Here is a 12,090-nt window from a genome sequence, read left to right as displayed (position 1 = left end):
CGCGGGTCGGTAGGTTGTAACGAGTCCGTTATGGGAGGAGAGCGCCGGTGTTGCTCGTTTTCGGCCTGACGGCGGTGTTCCGTACGGTCAGCGAGGGGACCTTCCACTGCCCGCAGTGTGGCGGCGACCGCGCCTATCGCAGGCGCGCCGGACGCCGCTGGTTCTCGGTCTTCTTCGTCCCGATGGTGCCGCTGTGGCGCCTCGGGCAGGCCGTGGAGTGCCGCACGTGCCGCGCCCGCCTCCCCGTGTCGGCCCTGCGGACGCCGACCGCGCAGCAGATGGCCGAGGCCCTCGCCGCCGGGATGCGGGCCGCCGCGGCCCTGGTGCTGCGCTCGGGCGACCCCGCCGACGCCGCGGCCCGCGCCCGCGCGGTCGCGACGGTCACCGGGTACGGCGAGCCCGACTACGACGCGGACGCCGTGGACGCCGACCTCGCGCTGCGCCGGACGTTCCTGGAGCGGGAGGTCGCCCGGGCCGGGGCGCACCTCGCCGTCGAGGCCAAGGAGTGGTTCCTCGCGCAGGCCGTCCGGATCGGGCTGGCGGACGGCCCGCTCGGCGAGGGGGAGCGGCTCGCCCTGCACCGCATCGCGGACCTGCTCGGCATGTCCCGCGCCTACGCGCTCGGCGTCATCGTGACGACGGAGGGGGCGGCGCGCTGACATGGACGTCGCTCCCGCGCCCGCCGGCAGGGCACTGGTCAGGCCGCCCGGTCCGCGTCTCGCCGAGGGCATCGTCACCCACGCCGCCCGCCGCCGGGTGGACGTGGACCTCGCCGCGCGCCAGCACGAGGCGTACGTCGCGGCGCTGCGCGCGGCGGGACGGAGCGTCCGCGCCGTCGCGCCCGCCGACGACCTGCCCGACGCCGTCTTCGTCGAGGACGCGCTCGTCGTCTGCGGCGGCCTCGCCGTCCTCGGCCGGTCCGGGGCGCCGAGCCGCCGCGGCGAGACCGCCGGGGTGGAGCAGGCCGCGCGCGACCTCGGCCTGCGGGTCGAGCGGATCGAGGAGCCGGGGACGCTGGACGGCGGGGACGTCCTGGACGTCGGCGGCACCGTCTACGTGGGGCGCGGCGCCCGGACGAACGAGGAGGGCATCTGCCAGCTCGCGCGCCTGCTGGGCGGCCGCAGGGTGGTCCCGGTGGACGTCCGCGGCTGCCTGCACCTGAAGTCGGCGATGACCGCGCTGCCGGACGGCGGCCTGATCGGCGTCCCGGAGATGGTGGACACCTCGGTGCTGCCGTGCATGCAGGTCGTCTCCGAACCGGAGGGCGCCCACGTGGTGGTCCTCGGGCCCGGCCACGTCCTCATGGCGGCGTCGGCGCCCCGCACCGCCGCCCGGCTCGCCGACGACGGGCTGCGCGTCACGAGCGTCGACATCAGCGAGTTCGAGGCGCTCGACGGCTGTGTGACCTGCCTTTCCGTGCTCGTCCCCTGACCCGGCCGGGACCGCTGGACGAGCAGGACGTCTCAGCATCCGGACGTCGGTTTCCGTAACGCGGATGGCATCTGTTAACTTGGCGAACGTGTTGCGTGAGCTGCTCCTCCTTAGCGGCCGCAGCGGGGACCTGTAACAGGCCGGCTCCCTCGCTGCGGGGCATCGCCGTGGACGTCGGCCGCGAGGTTCGAGCAGAGAGAACTCAACGGATGTATCCGCAACAGCAGACTTCCGGCATGCCCTTCCAGCGCTACAAGCCGTTCGCGCCCGTCAGGCTGGCCGACCGGACCTGGCCGGACCAGGTGATCACCGAGGCGCCGCGATGGTGCGCGGTCGACCTGCGCGACGGCAACCAGGCGCTGATCGACCCGATGGACTCCCACCGCAAGCTCCAGATGTTCGAGCTGCTGGTGCGGATGGGCTACAAGGAGATCGAGGTCGGGTTCCCGGCGGCCAGCCAGACCGACTTCGACTTCGTCCGGCAGATCATCGAAGAGGACCGGATCCCGGGCGACGTCGTCGTCCAGGTGCTGACGCAGGCCCGCCCCGAGCTCATCGAGCGGACCTTCGAGGCGGTGCGCGGCGCGAGGCGGGCGATCGTCCACCTGTACAACTCGACCAGCACGCTGCAGCGCCGCGTGGTCTTCGGGCAGGACAGGGACGGCATCACCGCGATCGCGGTGGAGGGCGCCAAACTGTGCGCCAAGCTGGCCGAGGACATGGGCGACACCGAGATCTACTTCCAGTACTCGCCCGAGTCGTTCACCGGCACCGAGTTGGAGTACGCCGTCGAGGTCTGCAACGCCGTCAACGACGTGTGGAGGCCGACCCCGGACCGGAAGGTCATCGTGAACCTGCCGGCGACGGTGGAGATGGCCACCCCGAACGTCTACGCCGACCAGATCGAGTGGATGAGCCGGAACCTGGCCTACCGCGACTCGGTCATCCTGTCGCTGCACCCCCACAACGACCGCGGGACCGCCGTCGCCGCCGCCGAGCTCGGCTACATGGCGGGCGCCGACCGCATCGAGGGCTGCCTGTTCGGCAACGGCGAGCGCACCGGCAACGTGTGCCTGGTCACCCTCGGCCTGAACCTGTTCACCCAGGGCGTCGACCCGCAGATCGACTTCTCCGGCATCGACGAGATCCGCCGGACGGTCGAGTACTGCAACCAGCTGCCCGTCCACGAGCGGCACCCCTACGGCGGCGACCTGGTCTACACCGCGTTCTCCGGCTCCCACCAGGACGCCATCAACAAGGGCTTCGACCACCTGCGCCGCGACGCCGAGGCCGCCGGCGTGCCGGTGGAGCAGTACGGGTGGGAGGTCCCGTACCTGCCGATCGACCCGCACGACGTCGGCCGGACGTACGAGGCCGTGATCCGGGTGAACAGCCAGTCCGGCAAGGGCGGCGTCGCCTACGTCATGAAGACCGAGCACGCGCTGGAGCTGCCGCGCCGGCTCCAGATCGAGTTCTCCCGGGTCGTGCAGGAGCACACCGACAGCGCGGGCGGCGAGGTCACGGCCGAGCGCATGTGGGAGATCTTCGAGGCGGAGTTCCTCGCCAACGGCCCGCGCGCCGGGCTGCTGGCGCACCGCACGACGTCCCGGGTGGACGAGAAGGACGCGCTCAGCTGCGACGTCCGCGTGGACGGCGAGATCCGCGAGATCGAGGGCGTCGGCAACGGCCCCGTCTCGGCGTTCGAGGACGCGCTCGCCGCGGTGGGGATCAACGTCCGGGTGCTGGACTACGCCGAGCACGCGATGAGCGCGGGCGGCGACGCGCGCGCCGCCGCGTACGTCGAGTGCGACGTGCGGTTCGGCGACGGGGAGGGGACGTCGGTGTGGGGCGTCGGCATCGACGGCAACATCGTCACCGCGTCGCTCAAGGCGATGCTGTCCGCGGTCAACCGGGTCGCCCGCGCGCCGGGCCGGTAGCCGGCCGGCGGTCTCGGGTCCAGGCGCCCCCCGGCTCCTGAACCCGAGACGGGCGGTCAGATGCGACCGAGGACGTGGTGGACCAGTTCTCGAAGGGGACCGTGGAGCTGGGCCTCACCGACGGTGGTCCGGTCGCCGTCGATGTCGATTTCGTACAGGAACTGGTCAGGGATTCGGCCCGGCGGCGGCACGCTCTTCAGATCGACGCGGCCGACGAGCCTCGACAGCATGGGATCGCTGGCGCTGTCGGACTCGGCGCGCCGTTCGATTCCCGCAAACCCCCCGCTGCGGACGACTGTCACTTTCACTGCGTCTCGTTCGCCTCCAAGGAGACACCTACCCCCATCCAGGCACGGCTCACGGCCTTGGTCTCGACGGCCTCGGCCCCGTACAGCGCGGTCGCGGCCTGGACGGTCGCGGCGGCGAAGCCGGCGAAGCCGACGTCGGAGGCGAGGGAGCCGCCCGTGAGCGTCTCGTACCAGACGCGGCCCGCCTTCTCCCACGCGTTGCCGCCGATGCCGGTGGCGACGAGGTAGAAGGCGTGGTTGGGGATGCCCGAGTTGATATGGACGCCCCCGTTGTCGCGATACGTGTCGACATAGTCATCCATGTGGCCGGGCTGCGGGTCCTTGCCGAGCTGCGGGTCGTCGTAGGCGGTGCCGGGCTCCTTCATGGAGCGGAGCGCGACGCCGTTGACGCCCGGGGCGAGCAGGCCCTGCCCGATGAGCCAGTCGGCACGGTCGGCGCCCTGGCCGAGATGCCATTGCTTGACGAGCGAGCCGAACACGTCGGACACCGACTCGTTGAGCGCGCCGGACTGGCCGTAGTACTCCAGGTTCGCGGTGTACTGGGTGACGCCGTGGACGAGCTCGTGCCCGGTGACGTCGAGCGGGGCGGTGAAGTCGGTGAACAGGACGCCGTCGCCGTCCCCGTACACCATCTGCTCGCCGTTCCAGAAGGCGTTGTCGTACTTGTCGCCGTAGTGGACGGTCGAGACCAGCGGAAGGCCGGCCCCGTCGATCGAGTCGCGCCGGTACACGGCCTCGAAGAAGTCGAAGGTCGTTCCCAGCCAGTCGTAGGCCCGGTCGGCGGTCGCGTCGCCGGTGGCCGGCGCCCCTTCCGCGCGCACGGTGCGGCCGGGCAGGTCCTCGCGGTGCCCGGCGTCGTTGATCGTCCGGTTGGGGACGAAGTCCTCGGACGGGGAGGGGGCCCCGGCCGCGGCCGTCCGCCGCTCGGTGAACTGGGCGGAGGTGAGCGCCAGCGTTCGGCGCGCCCTGCCGCGTATGGCCGGGTCCTCGGCATCGCGGGCGATCCGCTCCAGCATGTGCGGTGGCACGATGTGGCATCTCATGCCCCAACGCTGCCAGGTGCCCGTGCTTCCAGCCATGACTTTCGGGGGACCGCTACGGCCGAATCCGGTCACGTTGTGTGTTCGTCCCGCGGCGCAGCGGGGTCGCCGGTGTGACTTGTGAAGATCCTGGGGAGATGACCCCGGCGCACCGAGGCATCGGGCGGCGTGCGTCAGAATGAACGGGTGACCCTGTACCGCGACGAAGGCATCGTCCTGCGCACCCAGAAGCTGGGCGAGGCCGATCGCATCGTGACGGTGCTGACCCGGCGGACCGGCCGGATCCGCGCCGCGGCGAAGGGGGTCCGCAAGACCAGGTCCAGGTTCGGCGCGCGGCTGGAACCGTTCACGCACGTCGACCTGCAGCTGTACGAGCGGCGCTCCCTCGACCTGATCACCCAGGCCGAGACGCTGCGCCCGTACGGGGAGGCGCTGGTCACCGACTACCCCCGCTACACGGCGGGGACGGCGATGCTGGAGACCGCGGAGAAGCTCACCAGCGAGGAGGGCGAGCCCGCGCTGCGGCAGTTCCTGCTGCTGGTCGGCGGGCTGCGCACGCTCGCCGAGCGCGCCCACGACCCCCGGCTCGTCCTGGACGCCTACCTGCTGCGCTCGCTGTCGGTCGCGGGCTGGGCGCCCGCGCTCGACGAGTGCTGCCGGTGCGGCACCCGCGGCGGGCTGCGCGGGTTCGCCATCGCGGCGGGCGGCGCGGTGTGCGCCGGCTGCCGCCAGGCGGGCGCCGCGACCCCGGCGCCGCCGACGTTCGCGCTGATGCTGGCGCTGCTGCGCGGCGACTGGGAGTACGCGGACGGCAGCGAGCAGCGCCACCGGACGGAGACCAGCGGCCTGGTGGCCGCCTATCTGCAGTGGCATCTGGAGCACGGGATCCGTTCCCTGCGCCATGTGGAGCGCGAGACGCGCGACGACGACACCGACAGGGAGAGAGTTTGAGCAGGGCCGTATCGCCTCCGGATCCGCACCGGGACGGCGCCACCCCGCCCCCGATCCCCGCGGACCTGGTACCGCGGCACATCGCCATCGTCATGGACGGCAACGGCCGCTGGGCGAAGGAGCGCGGCCTGCCGCGCACCGAGGGGCACAAGCGCGGAGAGGACTCGCTCTTCGACGTGATCATGGGCGCGATCGAGCTCGGCGTCCCCTACCTGTCGGCGTACGCGTTCTCCACCGAGAACTGGAAGCGCTCGCCTGACGAGGTGCGCTTCCTCATGGGCTTCAACCGGGACGTGATCCGCCGCCGCCGCGACCAGCTCCACTCGATGGGCGTGCGGGTGCGCTGGGCGGGCCGGCGCCCCCGGCTCTGGCGCAGCGTCATCAAGGAGCTGGAGACGGCCGAGGAGATGACGCGCGACAACGACGTCCTCACCCTCCAGTTCTGCGTGAACTACGGGGGCCGCGCCGAGATCGCCGACGCCGCCGCGGCCATCGCCCGGGACGTCCAGGCCGGCCGCCTCGACCCCGGCAAGATCAACGAGAAGGTCTTCGCCCGCTACCTCGACGAGCCCGGCATCCCCGACGTCGACCTGTTCCTGCGCTCTTCCGGGGAGCAGCGCACGTCCAACTTCCTGATCTGGCAGTCGGCCTACGCGGAGATGGTGTTCCTCGACACGCTCTGGCCCGACTTCGACCGCCGCCACCTCTGGCACGCCTGCGAACTCTACGCGTCGCGCGACCGCAGGTACGGCGGGGCTGTGCCCAATGCGGTTCCTCTGGGTCAGGCGCCTGCGCCCGGCGGCGCCTGAGTTCGTTTGTTGCGGTGGGGGTGGGGCGGGCGCCCTGAGGCGCCCGCCCCACCCCCACCGCGTGTGATCGCTGGCGTGAGACCACTCTCATCGGGCCCATCCGGGCAACGAGACCACCAAGCCCAGCCACCGCCGCAACCCCGCGACGACCTCAACGGTCGCGATCGCGTCCGAAGGCAGTTTCGAGCGAAGCAAGAAACTGATCGCGCAGCGAGCCGCCAGGCGAGTCGGAGCGATGCAGCGATCGCACGCAGCGCGCGACGATGGAGGGCCTTCAAGGCCCGAAGGAGGAGGGCACTGCCTTAGACCAGGCTTGCGTCTAGGGTGATCTTGGTGCCGGTCAGGGCCTTGCTCACCGGGCAGCCCTCCTTGGCGGTCTGGGCGGCCTTCTCGAAGTCGGCGGCGGACAGGCCGGGGACGCTGGCCCGGACGGTCAGGTGGATGCCGGTGATGCCCTCGCCCGGCTGGAAGGTGACCTCGGCCTTGGTGTCCACCTTCTCCGGCGGGGTGCCGGCGCCGGCGAGGCCGTGGGAGAGCGCCATCGAGTAGCAGGTGGAGTGCGCGGCGGCGATGAGCTCCTCGGGGCTCGTCCGGCCGTCCGGCTCCTGCGCCCGCGACGCCCAGGTCACGTCGTAGGTGCCGAGCTTCGAGGAGTCCAGCGAGACGGTCCCCTGGCCCTCCAGGAGAGAACCTTCCCAATGCGCGTTCGCGGTGCGTGTCGTAGCCATGCCCCGATTCTTCACCATGGCGCGACCGGTGGATCACCCGAACCGCGGGGAACGCCCCGCGCCGGCGGGGCGTTCCTCCTTCGGAGACGGTGCTAGCTGACGTTCACCGCGGACCAGGCCGCGGCCACGGTGTTGTACTGGGGGCTGCCCGCGCCGTAGAGGTCCTTGGCCGCGTTCAGCGTCGCGGTGCGCGCGCCCGCGTAGTTGGTCGAGGACGTCATGTAGGTGGTCAGCGCCCGGTACCAGATCTTCGTGGCGGCGTCCCGGCCGATGCCGGTGATCGTGGAGCCGTTGGACGTGGGGCTGTTGTAGGAGACGCCGTTGATCGTCTTCGCGCCGCTGCCCTCGGACAGCAGGTAGTAGAAGTGGTTGGCGACGCCCGAGGAGTAGTGCACGTCGAGGTTCTTGGTGCCGGTCGACCAGGAGTCGGCCGAGCTGCCGTCCTTGCTGGGCTTGTCCATGAAGCGCAGCGCGGCCTTGCCGAAGCCGGGCAGGACGACCTCCTCGCCCACCAGGTAGTCGCCGACGTCGCCGGAGTTGTTCGCGTAGAACTCGACGGCGGCGGCCATGATGTCGGACGTCGCCTCGTTCAGCCCGCCGGACTCCCCGCTGTAGGTGAGGTTCGCGGTGGAGCTGGTGACGCCGTGGCTCATCTCGTGCGCGGCCACGTCCAGGGACGTGAGCGGGCCGAGCTGGCTGCCGTCGCCGTCGCCGTAGGTCATGCAGAAGCACGAGTCGTCCCAGAAGGCGTTGGCGTAGCCGCTGCCGTAGTGGACGCGGTTGTAGGAGCCCTTGCCGTCGCCCGCGATGCCGGTGCGGCCGAAGACGTTCTTGTAGAAGTCCCAGGTCTCGTTGGTGCCGAACTGGGCGTCCACGGCGACGGTGGCGCGGTCGGACGTGGTGCCGCTGCCCCAGTGGTTGTCGGCGTCGGTGAACAGCGTGGCGGGCGCCCGGTGGAAGCACCAGCTGAGGAAGCAGAGGTCGGTGTCGTTCTGGGCGTCGCCGGTGTAGGTGTTGCCGCGCGTCGGGTCCTTCAGCTGGTAGGTGCTGCCGGACAGCGTCGTCTGGAGCGGGACCGTCCCGGTGTAGAGCGACTTGCCGTCGCCCGCCTCGGTCTTGACGGTCTCCTCGCTCAGCAGCACCTTGCCGGTCGCCGCGTCCACGGAGGTGAAGACGCGGCTGGGCGTCCCGTCCGCCTTCTTCCCGACGGTCTGGACGCGCCAGGCGAGGCGAGGGGCGTGGTCGGCGGTGCGGGACTCCACGACGAGCGCGGGGGAGCCGTCGGCCTTGCGGCTCTTGGTGGCGGCGCGCTTCTGGGCGGTCTTGGCGGAGACCTCCGGGCTGGAGTCGGACGGAGCCTTGGCGAGGGTGAGGCTGGTGCCCTTCCACGCGCCGGCGCCCGTCTCGTGGACGACGATGTCGCCGCCCAGGACGGGGAGGCCGTTGTAGGTGCGGGTCATGCGGGTGTGCGAGGTGCCGTCGCGGTCGATGCCGACCCCGACCACCTGGAACGCCTGCCCGTCGCCGCCGCGCACCTCGGCGCCGCGCACCTCGGCGCCGCGGGCGGCGAGCGCCCGGAGCGCGTGCTCGGCGGCGGCGCGCGGAGTCGGCGGGGACGCCGGCTGCCGCGCGGAGGCGGGGAGCGCGGTGGCGGCCGACGCGAGCAGCGTCGCCGAGGCCAGGAGCGTGATCCTTCGGCTGGTGAACGCCCGTCTTGTCATGAACGCCCTCTCGTGCGGGCGCCACGCTCCCCCGAAGACCCTCCGTCGGGCCCGCCGTGGCGACGGGGATATTTATGACATAGGGCTACTGGGAAGTAGATATAGCAATTTGACAAGAAACGCCTACGGAGCGTGTGAATTACCGGCCTTGTCTGAGTTCAGCGGCGGCTTCGGTGCGGCGGGCGCGCGGGCGCGGAGGGTTTCGGGGCCTCAGGACGGCTTGGCGGCGCAGTTCGCGCACGTCCCGAAGACCTCGACGGTGTGGGTGATCTCGACGAAGCCGTGCTCGGCGGCGATCGTGTCGGCCCAGCGCTCCACGGCCGGGCCCTCCACCTCGACCGTCCGGCCGCAGTCGCGGCAGACCAGGTGGTGGTGGTGCTGCTCGGTGCGGCAGGCGCGGTACACGGCCTCGCCCTCGTCGGTGCGCAGCACGTCGACCTCGCCCGCGTCGCTGAGGGCCTGCAGCGCCCGGTAGACGGTGGTGAGGCCGATCTTGGAGCCGTCGGCGCGCAGGTCGGCGTAGATGTCCTGGGCGCTGCGGAACCCCTCGCAGCCGGCCAGCACCTGCCGTACCGCGTCCCGGCGGGCCGTCGTCATCCCCTCAGCACCTCCGCCTCGGCATCCACGCGCGGCGGGGCGCCGGGCCCGGCGCCTCCCGCGGCGACGGCTCCGGCCGCGGCGCGGGAGCGCCTGCGGCGCACCACCGAGCCCCCGGCGACCGCGGCGACGAACACCGCGAGCGCCAGCAACACGATCGAGGGGCCCGGGGGAAGATCGTACTGGAAGGAACCCGCCAGGCCCGCCACGGCCGACAGTACACCGATCCCCATCGCGGCCAGCATGGTGCTCCAGAATCCCCGCGTGAGCTGCTGCGCCGCCGCGACCGGGACGACCATCAGCGCGCTGACGAGCAGCAGCCCGATCGCGCGCATCGAGATCACCACCGTGACCGCGGCGGTCGCGGCGATCAGCACGCTGAGGAACCGGACGGGCAGCCCGGCCGCCCGCGCGACCTCCTCGTCCTGGCAGAGCAGGAACAGCTCGCGGCCGAACACCGCGACGATCGCCAGCACGACCGCGGCGAGCCCCGCGACGACGTACAGGTCGTTCACCGTCACGCTGCTGATCGAGCCGAACAGGTAGGACTGCAGGCCCGCCGAGCCGCCGCCGTCGATGCTCGTCAGGATGACCCCGCCCGCCAGCCCGCCGTAGAACAGCAGGGCGAGCACGGCGTCCGCCCCGCTGCGGCTGCGCGCCCGCAGGACCTCGATCGCGACGGCGCCGAGCACCGACACCACCAGCGCGCCGAGGACGGGGGAGGTGCTGGTGAGCAGCCCCAGCCCGATGCCGGTCAGCGCGATGTGGCCGATGCCGTCGCCGAGCAGCGACAGCCTGCGCTGGACGACGAACGTCCCCACGGCGGGGGCGGTCAGCCCGATGAGCACCGCCATCGCCAGGGCGACGCGCATGAAGTCGTACTGGAGCATCTCGATCACGCGGGCCTCCCGAGGGACTGCGGGGCGGTCTCGCGGACGACGCGGCCGTGCCCGAGTTCGACCGTGCGGGTGACGAGCGGCTCCATCGGCCCGAGCTCGTGCGCGACGAGGACGACCGTCCGCCCGGCGCGGGCCAGCTCGTGCAGCGCCGACGCGAGCGCCGCCTGGCTGCCCGCGTCCACGCCGGCGGTCGGCTCGTCCATCACGAACGCGTCGGGCTCGCCGGCGAGGGCGCGGGCGATCAGCACCCGCTGCTGCTGGCCGCCCGACAGCAGGTGCGCCGAGTCGCGGGCCCGCCCGGCGAGACCGACCGTCTCCAGGGCGCGGTCGACGGCGGCGCGGTCGGCCGCCCGGTCGCCGAGCGGCGCGGGCCGCCAGCGCGACCGCCGGGCCACCCGGCCGGACGCCACGACCTCGCGGACCGTCGCCGGGACGCCGCCGCCCATCGGCAGCCGCTGCGGCACGTACCCGATCCGCCGCCAGTCGCGGAACCGCGCGGGCGGCTCGCCGTAGATCTCCGTCCGGCCGGCGGCCAGCGGGACGAGCCCGAGCAGCGCCTTGACGAGCGTGGACTTGCCCGCCCCGTTCGGCCCGAGGACGGCGAGCACGTCCCCGGCCGCCACCCGCAGGTCGATCCCGGCGAGCACCGCGCGGCCGTCCCGCCGGACGAGGCCGCCGGTCATCTCCAGCGGCGGGGCGGTGGTCTCGTTCATGAGCACTCCAGCGCGGGCCGCAGGGTCCGCAGGTTCTCTCGCATGATCGTCATGTAGTCGCCGCCCGCGCCGTCCGCCACGCCCTCGGCGGGGTCGAGGACGGCCGTCCGCACGCCCGCCTCCCGCGCCAGGGCGGCGGCGACCTTCGAGCTGGCCAGGGTCTCGGTGAAGACCGTCGTCGCGCCGGTGGAGGAGACGAGCCGGGCCAGGCCCGCCAGCCGTTTCGGGGACGGCTCGCCGGACGGGTCCACGCCCGCGACCGGGATCTGCCGGAGGCGGTAGCGGTCCGCGAGGTACCCGAACGCGGCGTGCGCGGTCACGATCTCCCGGCGCGCGCAGGAGCGGAGGCCGTCCTGGAACTCGCGGTCGAGGCCGGCCAGTTCCCGCGCGGCGGCCTTGGCGCGCTCCCGGTAGCCGGCGGCGCGGCGGGGGTCGGCGGCGGCCAGCCGTTCGCCCAGCGCGGCGGCCACGGTCGCCATCCGGTTCGGGTCGAGCCAGATGTGCGGGTCGTAGGACGCCTCGCGGTGCCGCATGCCGTCGTGGGCTTCCTCGTCGTCGGTCTCGCCGGGCGGGGGAAGCTTCGGCACGAGGCCGGCGGCGTCGAGCGACCGGCCCTTCGCGTGCTTGCGGACCGCGTCGTCCACGGCGGGCTGGACGCCCTTGACGTAGACGGCGTAGTCGGCGTCCTGGACGTTCGCGACCTGCCGCGCCGTCAGCTCCAGGTCGTGCGGCTCGGTTCCGGGCCGGGTGAGCGTCCGGACGGACACGTCGCCGCCGCCCACCTTCTCCGCGAGCCAGGCCATCGGGTAGAAGGACGCGACCACCGCGGTCCGGCCGGGCGGGACGTCCGCGCCCGCGTCGGCGCAGGCCGTCAGGCCCGCCGCGAGCCCGGCCAGGGCGAGCGCCGCCGGCGCGGTTCGCAGGGCTGCGCGGAGAGGGGGCACCTCGCGATTATG

General features: G+C 72.7%; 13 protein-coding genes. 5 read left to right on the top strand and 8 right to left on the bottom strand.

What is annotated here, in order from left to right; all coding sequences use genetic code 11:
- Positions 1-47 precede the first annotated feature (47 nt).
- The 3 genes from ACQEU6_RS16195 (at position 48) to leuA (ending at position 3,368) form a co-directional block, all read left to right on the top strand.
- Positions 48-659, top strand: a complete 612-nt coding sequence (locus ACQEU6_RS16195; protein WP_499332794.1) for a hypothetical protein — start codon at positions 48-50, stop codon at positions 657-659.
- Between the two features lies 1 nt (position 660).
- Positions 661-1,431, top strand: a complete 771-nt coding sequence (ddaH, locus tag ACQEU6_RS16190; protein WP_499332792.1) for a dimethylargininase — start codon at positions 661-663, stop codon at positions 1,429-1,431.
- A 209-nt stretch (positions 1,432-1,640) separates the two neighbouring features.
- Positions 1,641-3,368 (top strand): 2-isopropylmalate synthase, encoded by a 1,728-nt coding sequence (gene leuA, locus ACQEU6_RS16185; RefSeq protein ID WP_499332790.1) that lies wholly within the window; start codon positions 1,641-1,643, stop codon positions 3,366-3,368.
- A gap of 56 nt (positions 3,369-3,424) precedes the next feature.
- Here leuA and ACQEU6_RS16180 read toward each other — a convergent pair whose 3' ends face one another.
- Together ACQEU6_RS16180 and ACQEU6_RS16175 are read right to left on the bottom strand one after the other, a co-directional pair.
- On the bottom strand, positions 3,425-3,676 hold the full coding sequence (locus ACQEU6_RS16180; protein WP_185023279.1) for a protealysin inhibitor emfourin: 252 nt from the start codon (positions 3,674-3,676) through the stop codon (positions 3,425-3,427).
- Entirely contained in the window at positions 3,673-4,719 is a 1,047-nt protein-coding gene (locus tag ACQEU6_RS16175) for a M4 family metallopeptidase (RefSeq protein ID WP_499332788.1), read from the bottom strand. The genes ACQEU6_RS16180 and ACQEU6_RS16175 overlap by 4 nt, the downstream gene beginning before the upstream one ends.
- A gap of 183 nt (positions 4,720-4,902) precedes the next feature.
- Here ACQEU6_RS16175 and recO point away from each other — a divergent pair, with 183 nt between their 5' ends.
- Together recO and ACQEU6_RS16165 are read left to right on the top strand one after the other, a co-directional pair.
- Positions 4,903-5,667 (top strand): DNA repair protein RecO, encoded by a 765-nt coding sequence (gene recO, locus ACQEU6_RS16170; RefSeq protein ID WP_499332786.1) that lies wholly within the window; start codon positions 4,903-4,905, stop codon positions 5,665-5,667.
- On the top strand, positions 5,664-6,476 hold the full coding sequence (locus ACQEU6_RS16165) for an isoprenyl transferase (RefSeq protein WP_499332784.1): 813 nt from the start codon (positions 5,664-5,666) through the stop codon (positions 6,474-6,476). The genes recO and ACQEU6_RS16165 overlap by 4 nt, the downstream gene beginning before the upstream one ends.
- 302 nt (positions 6,477-6,778) lie before the next feature.
- Here the strand turns inward: ACQEU6_RS16165 and ACQEU6_RS16160 are convergent, their stop codons facing one another.
- The 6 genes from ACQEU6_RS16160 to ACQEU6_RS16135 form a co-directional block, all read right to left on the bottom strand.
- Positions 6,779-7,204: an OsmC family protein gene (locus ACQEU6_RS16160; RefSeq protein WP_499332783.1), complete on the bottom strand. Its 426-nt coding sequence runs from the start codon at positions 7,202-7,204 to the stop codon at positions 6,779-6,781.
- 92 nt (positions 7,205-7,296) lie between these two features.
- Positions 7,297-8,925, bottom strand: coding sequence for a M4 family metallopeptidase (locus tag ACQEU6_RS16155; protein ID WP_499332781.1), 1,629 nt, complete (start codon positions 8,923-8,925; stop codon positions 7,297-7,299).
- Between the two features lie 210 nt (positions 8,926-9,135).
- Positions 9,136-9,522, bottom strand: a complete 387-nt coding sequence (locus ACQEU6_RS16150; protein ID WP_499332779.1) for a Fur family transcriptional regulator — start codon at positions 9,520-9,522, stop codon at positions 9,136-9,138.
- Positions 9,519-10,421: a metal ABC transporter permease gene (locus tag ACQEU6_RS16145; RefSeq protein ID WP_499332778.1), complete on the bottom strand. Its 903-nt coding sequence runs from the start codon at positions 10,419-10,421 to the stop codon at positions 9,519-9,521. Before ACQEU6_RS16145 ends, ACQEU6_RS16150 begins: the two co-directional genes overlap by 4 nt.
- On the bottom strand, positions 10,418-11,134 hold the full coding sequence (locus ACQEU6_RS16140) for a metal ABC transporter ATP-binding protein (RefSeq protein ID WP_499332776.1): 717 nt from the start codon (positions 11,132-11,134) through the stop codon (positions 10,418-10,420). The genes ACQEU6_RS16145 and ACQEU6_RS16140 overlap by 4 nt, the downstream gene beginning before the upstream one ends.
- On the bottom strand, positions 11,131-12,078 hold the full coding sequence (locus ACQEU6_RS16135; RefSeq protein ID WP_499332774.1) for a metal ABC transporter substrate-binding protein: 948 nt from the start codon (positions 12,076-12,078) through the stop codon (positions 11,131-11,133). Before ACQEU6_RS16135 ends, ACQEU6_RS16140 begins: the two co-directional genes overlap by 4 nt.
- Positions 12,079-12,090 lie beyond the last annotated feature (12 nt).

This window comes from Spirillospora sp. CA-108201 (genome assembly GCF_050936235.1).
Lineage (GTDB): Bacteria > Actinomycetota > Actinomycetes > Streptosporangiales > Streptosporangiaceae > Spirillospora.
The sequence above is the reverse complement of the archived record's forward strand: the minus strand, read 5'-3'. Positions and strand labels throughout refer to the sequence as shown.

Excerpts from the sequence above, each read along its gene's own strand:
- leuA (WP_499332790.1), top strand. The coding sequence starts at position 1,641 with ATGTATCCGCAACAGCAGACTTCCGGCATGCCCTTCCAGCGCTACAAG.
- ACQEU6_RS16175 (WP_499332788.1), bottom strand. The coding sequence starts at position 4,719 with ATGAGATGCCACATCGTGCCACCGCACATGCTGGAGCGGATCGCCCGC.
- ACQEU6_RS16160 (WP_499332783.1), bottom strand. The coding sequence starts at position 7,204 with ATGGCTACGACACGCACCGCGAACGCGCATTGGGAAGGTTCTCTCCTG.
- ddaH (WP_499332792.1), top strand. The coding sequence starts at position 661 with ATGGACGTCGCTCCCGCGCCCGCCGGCAGGGCACTGGTCAGGCCGCCC.
- ACQEU6_RS16140 (WP_499332776.1), bottom strand. The coding sequence starts at position 11,134 with ATGAACGAGACCACCGCCCCGCCGCTGGAGATGACCGGCGGCCTCGTC.
- ACQEU6_RS16155 (WP_499332781.1), bottom strand. The coding sequence starts at position 8,925 with ATGACAAGACGGGCGTTCACCAGCCGAAGGATCACGCTCCTGGCCTCG.
- ACQEU6_RS16150 (WP_499332779.1), bottom strand. The coding sequence starts at position 9,522 with ATGACGACGGCCCGCCGGGACGCGGTACGGCAGGTGCTGGCCGGCTGC.